This window comes from Bradyrhizobium sp. NAS80.1, assembly GCF_001908205.1.
Classification (GTDB): Bacteria; Pseudomonadota; Alphaproteobacteria; order Rhizobiales; family Xanthobacteraceae; genus Bradyrhizobium.
On record NZ_LGHL01000164.1, the window covers coordinates 18,016 to 35,151 of the forward strand.

The window sequence follows — 17,136 nt, forward strand, 5'->3', positions numbered from 1 at the left end:
AGCGAACCGCCATGCGCCGGCGCGTGCCGGTCCGCATGCCCTCGAAAAATGATCTTAGACTTTGGTGATCATCGAGCTCGGCCGGACCTGCAATGAACCGATTCGTTCACCGCCTCATCATGTCCATGCTGCTCGTCGCGGCCCTCGTGCTCATCTGGAACGTGCTGGGCTCTCGCTGAGGCGGCACCGGCAATCCGCCGGCGCCGTGCCGTTGCTTTCAAGTCAATCGCGGGCGAGTCAGCGCCGCGCGTAGGCGCCGCCCGGTGCGTCGCTCTCGTTGCCCATCAGCGAGTCGACGCTGACCGAGCCGCCGCCGGCTGACGAGATGTACAGGCAGGCGAAGCAGAACAGGATCGCGGCGGTGCCGCCATTGAGCAGCGGCAGGAACACCGGCGTGCCTGTCTTGAACATGTGGCCCATGAAGTAGGCGAAGGCCATTTCGCCCGACAGGATGAAGGCCGTGAGGCGGGTGAACAGGCCGAGCATCAGGGCCGCGCCGAGCACGAGCTCGATCGCTCCGGCCGCGTAGATCAGCGGCGGAATGTCGGCGAAGTAGGGCAGCGCCGGAAACTTGAACAGCTTGGCGACGCCGTACTGGAACAGCAGGAGGCCGGTGATGAAGCGAAACAGGCTCAAGAGAACCGGCTGAAAGCGAGTGAGATAGGGAAAGTTCATTGGTTTTGCCCTCCATCCAATGTGCGACTTGGACCGCATTCGGTTCCGCCTCGCAAGCCACCCGGGATCAATTCCGCGCTGACATTTTCGTCATGTAGGACAAAACACCACAGTTCGTCCCTTCACTCCGGTTGTGCCGGATTTTTTCTCACGCAGTGCCTCGTGTGTCGTCCGTAATTTCCCGGTGACACCGAGGGATGCAGGTTACGTCGGGGACACCTATTCCCGCAAGGCGGGGACGACCAAGAACGGAATCATTCCCAGAATCACGCTCGCAAGTGCGAAGGCGAGCAGGAGATTGTAGCCGTGCGTGAAGTCGTGGATGAGGCCGCCGCTCCATGAGCCGAACGCCGAGCCCAGGCCGCTGCCGATCGAGATCGTGCCGAAGATCGTGCCGACGCGTTTTCCGCGGAAGATCTTCATTGCGGTCGCGGTGATGAGAGGGCCGCGCGAGCCCATCATGCTGCCGAAGCAGACGACGAAGCCGGTGAGCAGGATGATGTTCGGATAGTACTGCAAGAGCCAGAGCAGGAAGATGCCGAGGATCGAGATCGCGTAGCTGAGCAGCACGGACGGCCGGCGCCCGATCAGTCCGTCGAGCGCGGACACGCCGAGCATGCCGAACACCAGCACGACGCCCGAGAAGCCCCAGGCCGTCGCGGCCAGGAGCGGCGGGAAGCCGGCGTCGATCAGATACGCGACGATCTGCGCGGCGATCGCATACATGCCGACGGCAGTGAAGAAGAAGGTCGAGAACAAGGCCCAGAAAGCATGGTGGCGCATCGCGCTCAGAAGCGTCCAGCCATTGTCGATAAAACCAGGATCGGTCCTCTTGGCCACATGCGGCGAGCCGGCCGCGAACATGCGCCAGGGCAGAAGCAAGAGCGGCACCAGCAGGCCGAGCGCGGCGAAGCCGTATAGCTGGTAGGTCTCGCGCCAGCCGAGATGATCGATCAAAAGCTGCGAGGCCGGCAGTAGCGCCAGCACGCCGCCGCCCATCGCCGAATAGACCACCGCCATCGCGGTCGGTAGCCGGGGGCCGAACCAGCGGCCGAGCAGGATCGAGTTCGGCACGTTGCCGATGAACGCAACGCCGATCCCGACGCAGAGTCCGATCGAGAGCTGGAATTGCCAGAGCGCCTGCGCGTGGCCCGCGATCAGGAACGCGGAGCCGAGCAGGAACAGTCCGAGCGCGTAGACGATGCGCGGTCCGGAATGGTCGAACAGGCGCCCGACGAAGGGCGCAGTGAGGCCGCTGATCAGCCAGGTCAGCGAATAGATCGACACGACCTGGGCGCGGTCCCAACCGAAATCCTGCGAGATCGGCTTGAGGAACACGGTGAAGCTTTCGCTCAGGCCGCGGCCGAGAACCGCGAGCGTGAAGCACAGCGCGAGCACGACGAGGGCAGTGCGCGCGGCCTCCCGCTGCGTGCTTGCGGCGTGCTTCTTCGACGTTGCCGCTGTCGTTTCCTTGGGAGTGTTCTGGTCCATTGTCGGTCAGGGAGCGCGCTTCGGCGCGCCCTGACAAGCATCAAAAGCTCATACGCCTATGCAGGCTTGATGAGGACGTGCTTCTTCTTGCCGAAGGACAGCTTGATCACGCCTTCCGGCGTCAGGTTGCCCGCCGAAAGCGCCATCTTTTCGTCGGTGACCGCCTCGTCGTTGACGCGCAGGCCTCCGCCCTTGATCTGGCGCCGCGCCTCGCCGTTGGAGGCGACGAGGCCCGCCTTGACGAAGGCGTTGAGCACACCGACGCCGGCGTCCAGCTCGCCGCGCGGAATTTCCACCGTCGGTAGGCTCTCGGCCAGCGCGCCTTCCTCGAAGGTGCGGCGCGCGGTTTCGGCGGCCTTGTTGGCAGCATCGCGGCCATGCAGCAGCGCAGTCGCCTCGGTCGCGAGCACCTTCTTGGCCTCGTTGATCTCCGATCCGCCGAGTGCCTCGAGCTTGTTGATCTCGCTCTTCGGCAGCGTCGTGAACAGCTTCAGGAATCTGCCGACATCGGCATCCTCGGTGTTCCGCCAGAACTGGTAATAATCATATGGGCTAAGCATATCGGCATTTAGCCAAACCGCTCCAGACGCGGTTTTCCCCATCTTCGCGCCTGATGCGGTCGTCAATAGCGGGCAGGTTAAGGCGAACAGTTGGGGAGTCCCCATTCTTCTGCCAAGTTCAATGCCGTTTACAATGTTCCCCCATTGATCAGAGCCACCCATTTGCAAACGGCAATCGTAACGCTTGTTGAGTTCAACGAAATCGAACGCCTGCAAGATCATATAGTTGAACTCAATGAAGCTCATCTCTTGGTCGCGCTCCAACCTGAGCTTGACAGAGTCCATCGCAAGCATTCGATTAACGGAGAAGTGCCGACCAATATCGCGCAGCATCTCAATCCAATTTAGTCGGGTGAGCCACTCCGCATTGTCAGGCATTATTGCGTCTCTGGGGCCGTCTCCAAATCTGACAAACTCAGGTCTAAATGTGCGTCGGATGGCATCCTTGTTCGCTTCGATCTGGTCATACGTGAGTAGTTTGCGCGTTTCATCGCGACCAGAAGGATCTCCGACTCGAGTGGTGCCACCCCCCATCAGCGTGATGGGGCGATTTCCATATTCCTGCAGCCAATGAAGCATCATAATTGAAAGTAGATGGCCAACATGCAGCGAGGGAGCAGTGCAGTCGTAGCCCACGTATGCGGTCAGTTGACCGTGCTTTGCCAGGTCGTCCAGCGGTTCTACCGGCGATGAGATTTGATGGATAAAGCCGCGCCATTCCAGCTCACGCAGAAAATCTGATTTAAATGCAGTCATTTGTGTGCGACCCGGACAGTTCCTGGTTTACGGTAATTGCCGCAAGTTGCGGAACCTGTGCCCTTCGGGCTGCCGCAGCATAGCGCGCTGTGGCATTATAAGATGTGCTTGTCTGATACAAGTCAGGCGTCGGGGCAGGGGGCGTCGAGGCTGACTACGATGATGTTGACGGCACTCGGTTTGATGAGCGGCACCTCGCTTGACGGGGTGGATGTCGCGCTGATCGAAACCGATGGAAAGCATGTGAAGGCGTTCGGACCGTCCGGCTACCGGCCCTACAGTCCGGCGGAGCGCAATCTGCTGCGCCTGGCGCTGAGCGAGGCTGTGCACCTGCCGCAGCGTGATGCCCGGCCCGGGGTTCTGGCCGAGGCCGAGCGCGCGGTGACGCGGGCCCATGCCGAGGCGGTCGCCGCCTTCATCGCCCAGAACCGGATGAAGCCGGAGGACATCGACATCGTCGGTTTCCATGGCCAGACCGTGCTGCACCGCCCCGAGAAGCGGCTGACAGTGCAGATCGGTGATGCGCAGGCGCTGGCCAAGGCGATCCATATCCCCGTGATGCATGATTTCCGCGCCGCCGATGTCGAGGCTGGTGGGCAGGGCGCGCCATTCGTACCGGTCTACCACCGGGCGCTCGCCAATTCGCTGGAGCGTGAGGGCCCGATCGTCGTGGTCAACATCGGTGGTGTCTCCAACATCACCTATATCGACGGCAACGACACGCTGATCGCCTGCGACACCGGGCCCGGCAACGCGCTGCTCGACGATTTCATGTACCGCACCATGAACCAGGCGTTCGACGCGGAAGGAAAGTTTGCAGCGCTCGGCAAGGTCGATGAAGCCTGGATCGCGCGCGCGCTGGAGCTGCCATTCTTTGCGCTCCCCCCGCCGAAATCGCTCGATCGCAACGATTTTGCTGCGCTCAAGCTCTGCGAGGTTCCGCCGGCAGATGGCGCCGCGACGCTCACCGCTTTCACCGCGGCCGCGATCGCCCGCATCATCCCGCTCTTGCCGCGGCGGCCGCGGAGCTGGATCATCTGCGGCGGCGGCGCCCGCAACCTCACCATGCTACGCATGCTGCGGGATCGGGTGGGCTCGGCTACCGTCGAGGCCGCCGAGACGCTTGGCTGGGCCTCCGACGCCATCGAGGCGCAAGCCTTCGGCTTCCTCGCCGCCCGCGGCCTGAAAGGCTTGCCGCTGTCCTATCCGGCCACCACGGGTGTGCCGATGCCGATGACGGGCGGGGTGATCGCGCGGCCTTGAGATCTCGGCTGATTAATGCAGATGCATTGATCTTGACGGGTGCATGCAAATGCATTTATCTTTAATGCAGTTGCATCCAACCGCCGGGATCGTTGTCATGACAGCCTCGCTCAAACTGATCAGCCACAAGCTTTGTCCCTATGTGCAGCGCGCGGTGATCGCGCTCAAAGAGAAGGGCGTGCCGTTCGAGCGGATCGACATCGACCTCGCCAACAAGCCCGACTGGTTCCTGAAACTCTCGCCGCTTGGCAAGGTGCCGGTGCTGGTGGTGACGACGACGGACAAAGGCGAGGTCGCGCTGTTCGAGAGCAATGTGATTTGCGAGTACATCGAGGACACGCAAGAAGGTGCGAAGCTGCATCCGGTGGATGCGCTTGAGCGTGCCGAGCACCGCGCCTGGATGGAATTCGGATCGGCGATCCTTGGTGACCTCTGGGGATTGGAGACCACGACGGATCCGGCGACGTTCGAGACCAAGCGTCAGGCGCTTGCGGCGAAATTCGCGCGTGTCGAGGTTGCGCTCGGGGACGATCCGTATTTCGCAGGCGATGCGTTCAGCCTCGTTGATGCGGTGTTCGCACCGATCTTCCGCTATTTCGATCTGTTCGATGAACTGACCGAGCTCGGCATCTTCACCGATCTGCCGAAGGTGCGCGCGTGGCGGGCAGAGCTTGCAAAGCGTCCGAGCGTACGCTCGGCCGTCGGCGCGGACTATCCGCAATTGCTGCGCGCTTTCCTTGTGCGGCACGACGCGCATCTGCTGAAGCTTGCGGCCTGAGCGCACGCCGATGTCGTCATCCTTGGCCTGGCTCATGCTGGTGATCGCCGGCGCGCTCGATGTCGGTTGGGCGATTTCGATGAAATATGCGGAGGGCTACACGCGCGTGGGCTGGAGCATCGTCTCGCTCGTGCTGCTCGCGGCCTTCGTCTTCCTGCTCGGACGCGCCCTGAAGGTGCTCGAGGTCGGCGTCGCCTATTCGGTGTGGACCGGCATCGGCGCCGCCGGCACGTTCCTGATGGGGGTGGTGCTGTTCGGCGAGGCCTTGAGCGCGATGAAGCTTGCAGGCATCGCGCTCGTGCTGATGGGGATTGCCGCGCTCAAGCTGGCTTGAGCTGTCACAGCTCCGCGGCCATCTTCGCGAGCGTCGCGATGGTATTCATGTTGCGCGCGGTACCGGACTTGGCCGCAGGAATGACGAGCTTCGACGTCCCCATGCCGTCGCCGTAGTGCACATAGATCTCGCGGCGGCCGAGGCGAACCTCCTCGTTATTTTGGCCGCGGATGCCGGCGAGCGCATCGGCCGCCGGCGCCTTGTCGAGGAAGATCGCAACCGTGCGGTTGGGCGCGGCCTTCGGGAAGGGATTGTCGGCCGCGACTTGCGCCATCTCGGTGACGCTGCGCATAAGCACGCCGACCGGCGCGCCGGCGTAGGCGTGCAGGCGCTTTTCCAGTGCGGACTTGATGGCGGCTTCGGACTTGCGACTGGTGAACACCACGTTGCCGCTGGCGATGTAGGTGCGCACGGCGGCGAAGCCGAGCTCCTCACACATCGCCTTGAGCTCGCTCATCGGCAGCTTGCCGGTGCCGCCGACATTCACGGCACGCAGCAGGGCGACGAACGAGCCCATTTGAGGCCTCAGCGCACGTTGGCGAGGCGCATGTCGAGATAGGCCGTGATGGTTTCCATCAGCGGCTCGAGCTTGGCGTCGAAGAAGTGGTTGGCGCCGGGGATGACCTGCTGGTCGATCACGATGCCCTTCTGCGTCTTCAGCTTCTCGACCAGCGTATTGACGTCCTTCGGCGGCACCACCGCATCCTTCTCGCCGTGCACGATGAGCCCTGAGGAGGGGCAGGGCGCGAGGAACGAGAAGTCGTAGAGATTGGCCGGCGGCGCGATCGAGATGAAGCCCTCGACCTCGGGGCGGCGCATCAGAAGCTGCATGCCGATCCAGGCGCCGAAGGAGAATCCGGCGACCCAGCAGGCGCGCGCTTCTGGATTGATGGTCTGCGCCCAATCGAGTGCGGCGGCTGCGTCCGACAATTCGCCGGTGCCGTGGTCGAACGAGCCCTGGCTGCGGCCGACGCCGCGGAAATTGAAGCGCAGCACCGAGAAGCCGCGATGCGCGAAGGCGTAGTAGCACTGGTACACGATCTGATGGTTCATCGTGCCGTGAAACTGCGGATGCGGATGCAGGATCATCGCGATCGGCGCGTTCTTCTGCTTGGCCGGGTGATAGCGGCCTTCAAGGCGGCCAGCGGGGCCGGCGAAAATGACTTCAGGCATCGATGGATCTCTTGATTGATTTCCTGGAGCGGTGATCCTCGGCAATCAACCGATTGTGGCCCTCATCGACAGCGTTGCCGACGAAAGCGCGAATTGAAGGATGAGAAGGCGTGCGCCTCGCGGTGATGCGCAATTGGCGCGCGGTGACTTGACGGCCGCGTTCTAACATAGGCTTAGGGTCAAAAAGCAAGCATCTTGAACATCAGCCAATGGGCTCAAGATGTTAGCGTGTCACGGCCACGTCACCGCGGACCGGTGATCTGGAATCAGGTTGCCAAGCGCGTGACCGCGGCCCATGTCGGTGGCGAGGCGGGCCGAACAGGCTGAGGAGGTAATATAATACTCAATGCCGAGGCGCGTCTATCTCGACTGGAATGCGACCACACCGCTGCGTGCTGAAGCACGAGGCGCGATGCTCGCCGCGTACGACCTGATCGGTAATCCGTCCTCGGTCCATGCCGAGGGGCGAGAGGCGCGGCGGCTGGTCGAGGAGGCCCGCGCCATGCTTGCGGCGGCGGTGGGAGCACTGCCGCGAAACGTCGTCTTCACCTCCGCCGGAACTGAAGCCAACGCCCTGGCGCTGTCGCCCGGCCTTCGTGGCCCCGCCGGACGGCCAGTCGAACGGCTGCTGGTCTCGGCGGTCGAGCATGCCTCGGTGCTGGCCGGCGGCCGGTTCCCGGCGGACAGGATCGGCCAGATTCAAGTCACGCGCTCCGGCGTTATCGACCTCGACCATTTGAAAGCGCTGCTCATCGACGGCCCTCCGGCGCTGGTTTCCATCATGGCGGCCAACAACGAGACGGGCGCGCTCCAGCCCGTTGCCGAGGCCGCTCGGATCGTTCACGAGGCTGGCGGCCTGCTGCATGTCGACGCGATCCAGGCGCTGGGGAAAACTCCTTTCGATCTCAGGGCGGTGGGCGCGGACCTTGCGACCTTTTCTGCGCACAAGATTGGTGGCCCCAAGGGCGTCGGCGCGCTGGTCGTGGCGGAGGGGCTCGCCGGACTCGAGCCGGTGCTGCGGGGCGGTGGGCAGGAGCTCAACCGCCGCGCTGGAACCGAGAATGTCGCGGGCATTGCCGGCTTCGGCGCGGCGGTGAAGGCCGCGCTTCAGGCTCTGCCGGAGGATGCGGACCGGATGGCAACCCTCAGAGATCGCTTGGAAAATGGTATCCGCGCGATCGCTGGCGCAACCGTCTTCTCGGACGACGTCAGGCGGTTGCCGAATACCGTTCTGTTCACCGCGCCCGGTCTGAAGGCCGAGACCGCGGTGATCGGCTTTGACCTCGAAGGCATCGCGGTGTCCTCAGGCTCAGCCTGCTCCTCAGGGAAGGTCCAGCCGTCCCACGTGCTTTCGGCCATGGGGTTCGACCCTGCAGTCGCCCAGGGAGCGGTGCGTCTCAGTCTTGGCTGGTCCACGGAACCAGAGGACATCAATAGGACGTTAGAGGCTTGGCGAAAGCTGGGTAATACCCTACTTAGAGGCTAAGCGACGAAACACGGCTTGAATGGTTCTAAGCACGTGCTTTCCGCAGAAAAACATCGTAATAGTCGTCCCAGTTTGATCCACCGCGGTCCTTGAAACCGCGAGCGGAGGATGGAATGCCAGCCGTACAAGAGACGGTCGAGCGCGTGAAGCGCATCGACGTCGACCAATATCGTTATGGGTTTGAGACCCTGATCGACACCGAAAAGGCCCCCAAGGGGCTGTCGGAAGAGATCGTAAAATTCATCTCACAGAAAAAGAACGAACCCGACTGGATGCTCCAGTGGCGGCTCGAGGCCTATCGGCGCTGGTTGACCATGACCGAGCCGACCTGGGCGCGCGTCGAGTATCCCAAGATCGACTTCCAGGATATCTACTATTACGCGGCGCCGAAGCCGAAGAAGGCGGTCACCTCGCTCGACGAGATCGATCCGGAGATTCTGAAGACCTACGAGAAACTCGGCATTCCCCTGCGGGAAGTCGCGATGCTCGAAGGCGTCGAGCCGAAGGTAGGCGAGGAAGACCCGGCCCGGCGCAAGATCGCGGTCGATGCTGTGTTCGACTCGGTCTCGGTCGCGACCACCTTCAAGGCCGAGCTGAAGAAGGCCGGCGTGATCTTCATGCCGATCTCGGAAGCGATCCGCGAACACCCCGAGCTGGTGCAGAAGTATCTCGGCTCGGTGGTTCCGACCTCCGACAATTTCTACGCGACGCTGAACTCGGCGGTGTTCTCCGACGGCTCGTTCGTCTACGTGCCGCCGGGCGTGCGCTGCCCGATGGAGCTGTCGACCTATTTCCGTATCAACGAGCGCAACACCGGCCAGTTCGAGCGCACGCTGATCATCGCCGACAAGGGCTCCTACGTCTCCTATCTCGAGGGCTGCACCGCGCCGCAGCGCGACGAGAACCAGTTGCACGCGGCCGTGGTCGAGCTCGTCGCGCTCGACGACGCCGAGATCAAATATTCGACGGTGCAGAACTGGTATCCCGGCAACTCGGAAGGCAAGGGCGGCATCTACAACTTCGTCACCAAGCGTGGCGACTGCCGCGGTGCCAACTCCAAGATCTCCTGGACCCAGGTCGAGACCGGTTCGGCGATCACCTGGAAATATCCGAGCTGCATTCTGCGCGGCGATAACTCCAGCGGCGAGTTCTACTCGATCGCGATCTCGAACGGCTTCCAGCAGGTCGACTCGGGCACCAAGATGATCCATCTCGGCAAGAACACGTCGAGCCGGATCATTTCCAAGGGCATCGCCGCCGGCAAGTCGCAGAACACCTATCGCGGTCTCGTCACCGCGCACCGTAAAGCGACCGGTGCGCGCAACTTCACCGCCTGCGATTCCCTACTGATCGGCGACAAATGTGGCGCGCATACCGTGCCGTACATCGAGGCCAAGAACTCGTCGGCTACGTTCGAGCACGAGGCGACGACTTCGAAGATCTCCGAGGATGTGCTGTTCTACTGCATCCAGCGCGGCCTCAGCCAGGAGGAGGCGGTTGGCCTCGTCGTCAACGGCTTCGTCAAGGACGTGCTTCAGCAACTCCCGATGGAGTTCGCAGTGGAAGCGCAGAAGCTGATCTCGATCTCGCTTGAAGGGTCGGTCGGCTGATCGCCGACCCTCGCGGTGCGCTTTGGCGCTCCACACATCATTTGAATAGACTGGAAACCAAGATGGCTTTGCTTGAAGTGAAAGACCTGAAGGTTCGTGTCGAGGAACGTGAGATCCTCCACGGGCTGACGCTGACCGTGAACGAGGGTGAGGTGCACGCGATCATGGGGCCGAACGGCTCCGGTAAGTCGACGCTCTCCCACGTCATCGCCGGCAAGCCCGGCTACGAGGTCACCGACGGCCAGATCCTGTTCAAGGGCGAGGACCTCCTGGAGATGGCTCCCGAGGAGCGCGCCGCCAAGGGCGTGTTCCTGGCGTTCCAGTATCCGGTCGAGATCCCCGGCGTCGCCACCATGAACTTCCTGCGTACCGCGTTGAACGCGCAGCGCAAGGCGCGCGGCGAGAGCGAATATTCGACCCCGGACTTCCTGAAGAAGGTCCGCGAAGTCTCGAAATCGCTGAACATCCCGCAGGACATGCTCAAGCGCGGCGTGAACGTCGGCTTCTCCGGCGGCGAGAAGAAGCGCAACGAGGTGCTGCAGATGGCGCTGTTCGAGCCGAGCCTGTGCATCCTCGACGAGATGGATTCGGGCCTCGACATCGACGCGCTGCGCATTGCGGCCGACGGCGTCAACGCGCTGCGCTCGCCCAAGCGCGCGATGGTCGTCATCACTCACTATCAGAGGCTGCTCAACTACATCGTGCCCGATTTCGTGCACGTGATGTCGAAGGGCCGTGTCGTGAAGAGCGGCGGCAAGCAGCTGGCGCTGGAGCTGGAAGAGTCCGGCTACGCCCAGTTCGAGGATGCCGCGTAAGGATTATTTGCGATGAACGTTGCTTTGGCAAAGACCGGAAGCGGCCGCGCGGTGAGCGATCTCTTCGCCAGCGCGGAGGGCCGCCTGCCGGGTTCGCCGGCGGTGATCGCGGTGCGCCGCGAGGCTTTCGAGACCTATGAACATCTCGGCCTGCCGCACCGCCGGATCGAGGAATGGAAATACACCGATCTGCGTGCGCTGGTCGGCGAGGTGCTGCCGCTTGCAGCCAGCCCCGATGCGGCCGCGCTGAAACGCGCTGCCGAAGCGGTGAAGGCGCACGCGATCGAGGGCGCCCGCAAGCTGGTGCTGGTCGATGGCGTGTTCGCGGCCGACCTCTCCGACGTGAAGGCGCTCGGCGCCGAGGTGAGCCTCAAGACTCTGCGCGAGACGCTGGAGAAGGACGCCGGGCTACTGAAGACCGCGTCTACCGATGCTGTGATCTCGCTGAATGCGGCAATGGCGACCGACGGCGTCGTGCTGTCGATCGCGGACGGCGCGCATCTGTCCGCGCCGATCCAGATCATCCATGTGGCGACCGCCGCCTCGGTCTCCGCTTTCACCCGCTCGCAGGTCGCGGTCGGGAAGGGCGTTCGCGCCACCGTCGTCGAGAGCTTCGTCGCGGCCGGCGCCAAGGCCTACCAGGTCAACGACGCGGTTGTCCTCTCGGTCGGCGACAACGCCGATGTCGCGCATATCCGCTTGCTGGACGATTCGCCTGACGCGGTGAACATCACCTCGCAGTTCGTCACGGTCGGCGCGAACACGAAGCTCAATTTCTTCAACATGACAACCGGCGCGGCCGTCAGCCGCCTCCAGGGCCTCATCACGCTGGCGGGCGAGGGCAGCGAGCTCTCCATCAACGGCGTGAACCTGTTGAAGAAGACCGAGCATGGTGACACCACGCTGGTCGTGGACCATGCCGTGCCGAACTGCGTCAGCCGCGAGATCTTCCGCGCGGTGATCGACGACCGCGCCCATTCGGTGTTCCAGGGCCGCATTATCGTCCGTCCCGACGCGCAGAAAACCGACGGCAAGATGATGACCCGCGCGCTGCTGCTCTCGGACGAAGCCGAGGCGGACAACAAGCCCGAGCTCGAGATCTTCGCCGACGACGTCTCCTGCGGCCACGGCGCCACCGCCGGTGCGCTGGACGACAGCCTGCTGTTCTATCTGAAGGCGCGCGGCCTGCCGGAGAAGCAGGCCCAGGCCTTGCTGATCCAGGCATTCGTTGGCGAAGCGATCGAGCAGATCGCCGACGATGGTTTGCGCGAGTACGTGATCGGCATCGCCGAGCGCTGGCTGGAGCAACGTCAATGAGCGAGCATCCGGCAGTCAAGAACGGAGCCTACGACGTCGCCCGCGTGCGCCAGGATTTCCCGGCGCTCGCCATGCAGGTCTATGGCAAGCCGCTAGTCTATCTCGACAACGCGGCGTCGGCGCAGAAGCCGCAGTCCGTGCTCGACCGCATGACGCAGGCCTATACGTCCGAATACGCCAACGTGCATCGCGGCCTGCATTATCTCGCCAACGCCGCGACGGAAGCTTACGAGGGCGCGCGTATAAAAGTCGCGCAATTCGTCAATGCCCGCCGCACCGAGGAGATCATCTTCACCCGCAACGTCACCGAGGCGATCAACCTCGTGGCGTCGTCCTGGGGCGAACCGAACATCAAGGCCGGTGACGAGATCGTCCTCTCGATCATGGAGCACCATTCCAACATCGTGCCCTGGCATTTCCTCAGGGAACGCCACGGCGCGGTGATCAAGTGGGCGCCGGTCGACGACGAAGGCAATTTTCTGATCGACGAGTTCGAGAAGCTGCTGACGCCGAAGACCAAGCTCGTCGCCATCACACAGATGTCGAACGCGCTCGGAACGTTCGTTCCGATCAAGGAGGTCGTGCGGCTGGCCCACGATCGCGGCATTCGGGTGCTGGTCGACGGCGCGCAAGGCGCGGTGCATCTGCCCATCGATGTGCAGGACCTCGACTGCGACTTCTACGCGTTTACCGGTCACAAGGTCTATGGTCCTACCGGCATCGGCGCGCTCTATGCCAAGCACGAGCACCTCGTCGCGATGCGGCCCTTCAACGGCGGCGGCGAGATGATCCGCGAGGTTGCCAAGGACTGGGTCACCTATGGCGACCCGCCGCACAAGTTCGAGGCCGGAACCCCGCCCATCGTCGAGGCGATCGGCCTCGGCGCCGCCATCGACTACGTCAATTCGATCGGCAAGGAGCGCATCGCTGCCCATGAGCACGATCTCGTCACCTACGCTCAGGACCGGCTGCGCGAGATCAATTCGCTGCGGCTGATCGGCACCGCCCGCGGCAAGGGGCCGGTGATCTCCTTCGAGCTCAAGGGCGCACACGCCCACGACGTTGCCACAGTGATCGACCGCCAGGGCATCGCGGTGCGCGCCGGCACCCATTGCGTGATGCCGCTTTTAGAGCGGTTCAACGTGACCGCGACATGCCGGGCATCGTTCGGCATGTATAATACCAGGGAAGAAGTCGATCATCTGGCACAGGCGCTTTTGAAGGCGCGGGATTTGTTCGCATGAGTGACACGGCCGACGTCAAAGCCAATCCGATGGAGACCCTCTCGGCGCTGCCGCCGGAGGAGACCGAGCGCTTGACCACCGAGATCATCGCGGGCCTGAAGACCGTGTTCGATCCGGAAATTCCGGCCGACATCTACGAGCTGGGGCTGATCTACAAGGTCGAGATCAAGGACGACCGCTCGGTCGACGTCCTGATGACGTTGACGACGCCCAACTGCCCGGCCGCCGGCGAGTTGCCGACCATGGTGGAGAACGCGGTCGCCAGCGTCCCCGGCGTCGGCGTGGTCGACGTCAAGGTCGTCTGGGAGCCGGCCTGGTCGCCCGAACGCATGAGCGACGAGGCCCGCCTCGTGCTCAACATGTGGTGACGCGCAACTCCGGCATTGAAATCGCTCCGAAACGGACCACATCACTGACATGACACAGGCAACACCAGCATCCACTCCGAAGCCGCGGCGCCCGCGCCCGCAGGTGATGCGGCTGACGGACGCTGCTGCCCAGCGCATCACCGAGCTGACCCAGCGCGCCGATTCCGAGATCGTGGGCCTGCGCGTCGGCGTCAAGAACGGCGGCTGTGCCGGCCAGTCCTACACGGTCGAATACGCCCACGAGATCCGCCCGACCGACGAGGTCGTCGAGGACAAGGGCGTCAAGATCCTGGTCGACCCCAAGGCCGTGCTGTTCCTGCTCGGCACCGAGATGGACTACAAGGCCGACAAGATGCAGGCCCAGTTCGTCTTCAACAACCCCAACCAGGTCTCGGCCTGCGGCTGCGGCGAGTCGGTCGAGCTGCGCCCGGCCAAGATCGACGGGTAGTTTCCCCCAACGCTCCACTCTCGTGTCCTGGACGCGCTGCAGCGCTGTCCTGGCGATGCGAAGCATCGTCCAGTGCGCTGCTGCGCAGAGCCGGAACCCACGCTATAGTTTGAGTTATAGAGTGACTGGGCCCCGGCTCAGCAGCGCCATAGCGTGTCGAAGACGCGCGCAAATGCGCTTATGCCACGCTGCGCTGCGTCCGGGGCACGAGAGAGCGTGCGCATGGACCGCGAATTCCTGATCGACCTGTTCGCCGATTTCGGCCCCGTCACGATCCGAAAAATGTTTTCCGGCTACGGCATCTCTGCCGACGGGATCAACTTCGCGCTCGCCTTGCGCGCCGGCCTGTTCTTCCGTGCCGACGAGGTGACCATCCCGGATTACGAAGCAGAAGGCTCAAAGCCGTTCCAGTACTCGACTCGCGCCAAAACCGTGATGGTGAACTCTTACTGGGAGCTGCCGGCGCGCCTGTTCGACGATTCCGAGGAGCTTGCGCAATGGGCGAGGGCAGCGCTCGCCGCCGCCCGGCGCGCCAAGGTAAAGAAGCGGCCCAAGAAACGGTCCAAGACGACGAAGAAGGGGAAGAAGGCGGCGACGAAGGTGGCGGCCAAACTCACGACGAAGGCCGCCAAGCCCGCGAAAGCGCCGAAGACGGTGAGCAAGAAGAGCCCGGCTCGAAAGCGCGCCAAGCGAAGGGGCTAAGCTCAGTCCACGGCCTGTGTCAGGCCAACCCTCATATCCTTGGCCGTGAAGACGCAGACGCCGTCGGCCAGCACGCGACCGTCGGCAATTCCGAGCACAAGCTTGCCGCGCCGGACCAGGCGCATGGCGACCTCGTAGCGCACGCTTCGCGTATCCGGTGTGATGGATCCCGTGGCACCAACCTCGCCGACGCCGATGGCGCGACCCTTGCCCGGTGAGCCCGACCAGCCGAGCCAATAGCCGATCATCTGCCACAGGGCGTCCAGCGCCAGAGAGGCCGGCATCATCGGGTCGCCGCGAAAGTTGCAATCGAAGAACCAGTGCTCCGGTGTGACGTCCAGCTCGCCGACGATATGGCCCTTGCCGAACTCGCCGCCGTTCATGGTGATCTCGGTGATGCGGTCCATCACGAGCATCGGCGGCGCCGGCAATTGCGCGTTGCCGGGGCCGAAATAGCCGCCTTCGCTCGATCTCAGCAACTCGTCCTTCGTGTAGGACGGTTGCGGCGTGTGAAAGTTATGAGGGTTGGGCAAGACGACAAGTCCTCTCGACGCTCGCGCTCTGGCGCCGGGGAAGATGTCGTTCGTCAGGCTGGAATGTCAAGCGCGGCGGTTTTGCTTCCGCCTTATGCCACCCGGCCGTGTGTCTCGGCTGCGAATTCCGGATCGGCTTCGCAGATCACGCGGTTGCGGCCGTTGCGCTTGGCGGCGTAGAGGCAGGCGTCCGCGCGCTCGATCAGCGCGTCGGTGTCGTCGCCCTGCCTGAGCATGGAGACGCCGACGGAGATGGTGACGCGGCCGAGGATCTCGCCGGTCGACTTCTTCTTCAATTCCTTCGCCATGACCGCGCGGCGGATGTGATCGGCGACCGTGAGCGCCTGGCGCAGCGCGGTGTTGGGCAGCACGACAGCGAATTCCTCGCCGCCATACCGCGCCGTGATATCCTGGCCCTTGATGGTTTGCTTCAACGACAGGCCGACGAGCCGCAGCACCTGGTCACCGGTGAGGTGGCCGTAGGAATCGTTGAATGACTTGAAGTGATCTATGTCGAACAGGAGCAGGGACAGCGGCTCACCGCTGGCGAACGCGCTCTGGACGGCCATGCCGATCATTCGGTCGAAATATTTGCGGTTGCCGAGACCCGTAAGCGGATCGGTCAGGCTCTCGGCGCGGATCGCCTCTAGGCTCTGCTGGAGGTTGCTGATCTCGTTCTTCGCGAGCGTCAGCCGGTCTTCCAGTGCCTTGTTGGTCTCGCGCATCTCGCTGGTCGAGCGCAGCAGCGTCTCCACGACCGACTTGACCTGCTCGCGGCTCTTGGCCGACGACAGGATTTGGGCCGCGTCCGAGAGGCTGGCATCATAGGCGCTCGTCCTCCCCAGCGCTTCGCTCAGCACCTCCACCACATCATCGATCTCGCCGATGACGCGCGCACCGACCTTGTCGATGCGGTCGGTGGTCTTGATGTGGGAGAGATAGGTCTCGTAGATCTGCTCGAGATCGGCTTCGGTGAGCTTGCCGTGGCGCGCCAGCGTCTCGTTAATGATCTTGTTCAGCGGCGCGTTGTAGCCGGTGGCGTAGACGTACCAGATCTCGTAATTGCGGGGGATTGCGGTTTGCCGAAGCGATCGAATTTGACCGAGCGCCACCTCGGCGAACGCCATCGTGCGTTCGTGTTCGTCGAGCACGTTGACCACGGAAAATACCCCACAGCGGTCGATGCGCCGTCGACCACAGAAATTCTTAAACTATGTTCGTAGGTTAACGGACGATCGTGAACGGCCGGTAAACAGCCGCTCCCAGATGCATCTGAAAAAGTGTGCGTCGGTGCTGCTCAACCAGAACCCAAGCGCGTCGCGCTTCAGGCTCCGGCGGGAGAGCGAACCGGTCGCAACAGAAACGCCGGAAGATGCGAATGATCGCCCGGCTCGGTGTCGACCTCGCGCCGGCGGCGCGGCTCGGGACGGCCGATCGACGGCACATGCGACGTATTGGCCTGCGGTCGAGAGCCGCGACGCGGCTCGGGCGCATGCCTTGCTTCGGATGAATGATTGGCCTCGGAAGCGTGCCTGGCTTCGGGGGGCGTGCCTTGCCTCGCCACGCGCCTCGCGCGGCTCGTG

The 17,136-nt window shown here is 63.3% G+C and carries 18 protein-coding genes and 1 pseudogene; 11 read left to right on the forward strand and 8 right to left on the reverse strand.

All coding sequences use genetic code 11. The annotated features are described in order from the left end of the window. Positions 1 to 237 precede the first annotated feature (237 nt). The 3 genes from AC629_RS32390 to tyrS all read right to left on the reverse strand — a co-directional run bounded on the left by AC629_RS32390 (position 238) and on the right by tyrS (position 3,482). Positions 238 to 675, reverse strand: coding sequence for a DoxX family protein (locus tag AC629_RS32390; protein ID WP_084808879.1), 438 nt, complete (start codon positions 673 to 675; stop codon positions 238 to 240). 219 nt (positions 676 to 894) lie between these two features. Next, positions 895 to 2,166 carry an MFS transporter gene (locus tag AC629_RS32395; protein ID WP_084808880.1) on the reverse strand — a complete coding sequence of 424 codons (1,272 nt, stop codon included), beginning with the start codon at positions 2,164 to 2,166 and terminating at the stop codon, positions 895 to 897. A 56-nt stretch (positions 2,167 to 2,222) separates the two neighbouring features. Beyond that, positions 2,223 to 3,482, reverse strand: coding sequence for a tyrosine--tRNA ligase (gene tyrS / locus AC629_RS32400; RefSeq protein ID WP_084808881.1), 1,260 nt, complete (start codon positions 3,480 to 3,482; stop codon positions 2,223 to 2,225). 159 nt (positions 3,483 to 3,641) lie between these two features. On the opposite strand from tyrS, the gene AC629_RS32405 reads away from it, so the two are divergent. The 3 genes from AC629_RS32405 to AC629_RS32415 all read left to right on the forward strand — a co-directional run bounded on the left by AC629_RS32405 (position 3,642) and on the right by AC629_RS32415 (position 5,857). Continuing rightward, positions 3,642 to 4,745, forward strand: coding sequence for an anhydro-N-acetylmuramic acid kinase (locus tag AC629_RS32405; protein ID WP_084808882.1), 1,104 nt, complete (start codon positions 3,642 to 3,644; stop codon positions 4,743 to 4,745). A 97-nt stretch (positions 4,746 to 4,842) separates the two neighbouring features. Beyond that, complete coding sequence (locus tag AC629_RS32410) at positions 4,843 to 5,523, forward strand: glutathione S-transferase family protein (RefSeq protein ID WP_084808896.1); 681 nt, start codon at positions 4,843 to 4,845, stop codon at positions 5,521 to 5,523. 10 nt (positions 5,524 to 5,533) lie between these two features. Continuing rightward, positions 5,534 to 5,857 carry a DMT family transporter gene (locus AC629_RS32415; protein WP_084808883.1) on the forward strand — a complete coding sequence of 108 codons (324 nt, stop codon included), beginning with the start codon at positions 5,534 to 5,536 and terminating at the stop codon, positions 5,855 to 5,857. Between the two features lie 4 nt (positions 5,858 to 5,861). Here AC629_RS32415 and AC629_RS32420 read toward each other — a convergent pair whose 3' ends face one another. Both AC629_RS32420 and AC629_RS32425 read right to left on the reverse strand, forming a co-directional pair. Next, positions 5,862 to 6,374 (reverse strand): DUF1697 domain-containing protein, encoded by a 513-nt coding sequence (locus AC629_RS32420; protein WP_084808884.1) that lies wholly within the window; start codon positions 6,372 to 6,374, stop codon positions 5,862 to 5,864. An 8-nt stretch (positions 6,375 to 6,382) separates the two neighbouring features. Next, positions 6,383 to 7,030 (reverse strand): alpha/beta hydrolase, encoded by a 648-nt coding sequence (locus AC629_RS32425; protein WP_008143006.1) that lies wholly within the window; start codon positions 7,028 to 7,030, stop codon positions 6,383 to 6,385. Positions 7,031 to 7,376: 346 nt separating this feature from the next. Between AC629_RS32425 and AC629_RS32430 the strand changes: the two genes are divergently transcribed. From AC629_RS32430 to AC629_RS32465, 8 genes are all read left to right on the forward strand, one after another. Further along, complete coding sequence (locus AC629_RS32430) at positions 7,377 to 8,516, forward strand: cysteine desulfurase family protein (RefSeq protein ID WP_084808885.1); 1,140 nt, start codon at positions 7,377 to 7,379, stop codon at positions 8,514 to 8,516. Positions 8,517 to 8,629: 113 nt separating this feature from the next. Continuing rightward, positions 8,630 to 10,126: a Fe-S cluster assembly protein SufB gene (gene sufB / locus AC629_RS32435; protein WP_084808886.1), complete on the forward strand. Its 1,497-nt coding sequence runs from the start codon at positions 8,630 to 8,632 to the stop codon at positions 10,124 to 10,126. Positions 10,127 to 10,188: 62 nt separating this feature from the next. Next, positions 10,189 to 10,941, forward strand: a complete 753-nt coding sequence (sufC, locus tag AC629_RS32440) for a Fe-S cluster assembly ATPase SufC (RefSeq protein WP_084808887.1) — start codon at positions 10,189 to 10,191, stop codon at positions 10,939 to 10,941. A 12-nt stretch (positions 10,942 to 10,953) separates the two neighbouring features. Beyond that, the gene (gene sufD, locus AC629_RS32445) at positions 10,954 to 12,258 is read left to right on the forward strand and encodes a Fe-S cluster assembly protein SufD (RefSeq protein WP_084808888.1); all 1,305 of its coding nucleotides are present in this window, start codon (positions 10,954 to 10,956) and stop codon (positions 12,256 to 12,258) included. After that, a complete protein-coding gene (locus AC629_RS32450) occupies positions 12,255 to 13,502 on the forward strand; it encodes a cysteine desulfurase (RefSeq protein WP_084808889.1) in 1,248 nt (415 codons plus the stop codon). Before sufD ends, AC629_RS32450 begins: the two co-directional genes overlap by 4 nt. Further along, positions 13,499 to 13,870, forward strand: a complete 372-nt coding sequence (locus tag AC629_RS32455; protein WP_084808890.1) for an SUF system Fe-S cluster assembly protein — start codon at positions 13,499 to 13,501, stop codon at positions 13,868 to 13,870. The genes AC629_RS32450 and AC629_RS32455 overlap by 4 nt, the downstream gene beginning before the upstream one ends. A 49-nt stretch (positions 13,871 to 13,919) precedes the next feature. Beyond that, the gene (locus tag AC629_RS32460; protein WP_080138803.1) at positions 13,920 to 14,318 is read left to right on the forward strand and encodes a HesB/IscA family protein; all 399 of its coding nucleotides are present in this window, start codon (positions 13,920 to 13,922) and stop codon (positions 14,316 to 14,318) included. Positions 14,319 to 14,540: 222 nt separating this feature from the next. Beyond that, positions 14,541 to 15,020 carry a TfoX/Sxy family protein gene (locus AC629_RS32465; protein ID WP_084808891.1) on the forward strand — a complete coding sequence of 160 codons (480 nt, stop codon included), beginning with the start codon at positions 14,541 to 14,543 and terminating at the stop codon, positions 15,018 to 15,020. Positions 15,021 to 15,022: 2 nt separating this feature from the next. Here AC629_RS32465 and fabA read toward each other — a convergent pair whose 3' ends face one another. From fabA to AC629_RS47845, 3 genes and pseudogenes are all read right to left on the reverse strand, one after another. Continuing rightward, complete coding sequence (fabA, locus tag AC629_RS32470) at positions 15,023 to 15,553, reverse strand: bifunctional 3-hydroxydecanoyl-ACP dehydratase/trans-2-decenoyl-ACP isomerase (protein WP_084808892.1); 531 nt, start codon at positions 15,551 to 15,553, stop codon at positions 15,023 to 15,025. Between the two features lie 92 nt (positions 15,554 to 15,645). Then, positions 15,646 to 16,713: a GGDEF domain-containing protein gene (locus tag AC629_RS32475; protein ID WP_084808893.1), complete on the reverse strand. Its 1,068-nt coding sequence runs from the start codon at positions 16,711 to 16,713 to the stop codon at positions 15,646 to 15,648. A 164-nt stretch (positions 16,714 to 16,877) separates the two neighbouring features. Continuing rightward, positions 16,878 to 17,136, reverse strand: a pseudogene (locus tag AC629_RS47845) (DEAD/DEAH box helicase); the annotation flags it as partial.

What these genes read in the sequence shown, in the direction of transcription:
- tyrS (WP_084808881.1), bottom strand. Translation starts at nt 3,482, where the DNA reads ATGACTGCATTTAAATCAGATTTTCTGCGTGAGCTGGAATGGCGCGGC.
- sufD (WP_084808888.1), top strand. Translation starts at nt 10,954, where the DNA reads ATGAACGTTGCTTTGGCAAAGACCGGAAGCGGCCGCGCGGTGAGCGAT.
- AC629_RS32465 (WP_084808891.1), top strand. Translation starts at nt 14,541, where the DNA reads ATGGACCGCGAATTCCTGATCGACCTGTTCGCCGATTTCGGCCCCGTC.
- AC629_RS32420 (WP_084808884.1), bottom strand. Translation starts at nt 6,374, where the DNA reads ATGGGCTCGTTCGTCGCCCTGCTGCGTGCCGTGAATGTCGGCGGCACC.
- AC629_RS32395 (WP_084808880.1), bottom strand. Translation starts at nt 2,166, where the DNA reads ATGGACCAGAACACTCCCAAGGAAACGACAGCGGCAACGTCGAAGAAG.
- sufC (WP_084808887.1), top strand. Translation starts at nt 10,189, where the DNA reads ATGGCTTTGCTTGAAGTGAAAGACCTGAAGGTTCGTGTCGAGGAACGT.
- sufB (WP_084808886.1), top strand. Translation starts at nt 8,630, where the DNA reads ATGCCAGCCGTACAAGAGACGGTCGAGCGCGTGAAGCGCATCGACGTC.
- AC629_RS32425 (WP_008143006.1), bottom strand. Translation starts at nt 7,030, where the DNA reads ATGCCTGAAGTCATTTTCGCCGGCCCCGCTGGCCGCCTTGAAGGCCGC.
- AC629_RS32455 (WP_084808890.1), top strand. Translation starts at nt 13,499, where the DNA reads ATGAGTGACACGGCCGACGTCAAAGCCAATCCGATGGAGACCCTCTCG.
- AC629_RS32450 (WP_084808889.1), top strand. Translation starts at nt 12,255, where the DNA reads ATGAGCGAGCATCCGGCAGTCAAGAACGGAGCCTACGACGTCGCCCGC.
- AC629_RS32430 (WP_084808885.1), top strand. Translation starts at nt 7,377, where the DNA reads ATGCCGAGGCGCGTCTATCTCGACTGGAATGCGACCACACCGCTGCGT.
- AC629_RS32415 (WP_084808883.1), top strand. Translation starts at nt 5,534, where the DNA reads ATGTCGTCATCCTTGGCCTGGCTCATGCTGGTGATCGCCGGCGCGCTC.
- AC629_RS32410 (WP_084808896.1), top strand. Translation starts at nt 4,843, where the DNA reads ATGACAGCCTCGCTCAAACTGATCAGCCACAAGCTTTGTCCCTATGTG.
- AC629_RS32460 (WP_080138803.1), top strand. Translation starts at nt 13,920, where the DNA reads ATGACACAGGCAACACCAGCATCCACTCCGAAGCCGCGGCGCCCGCGC.
- AC629_RS32405 (WP_084808882.1), top strand. Translation starts at nt 3,642, where the DNA reads ATGATGTTGACGGCACTCGGTTTGATGAGCGGCACCTCGCTTGACGGG.
- AC629_RS32390 (WP_084808879.1), bottom strand. Translation starts at nt 675, where the DNA reads ATGAACTTTCCCTATCTCACTCGCTTTCAGCCGGTTCTCTTGAGCCTG.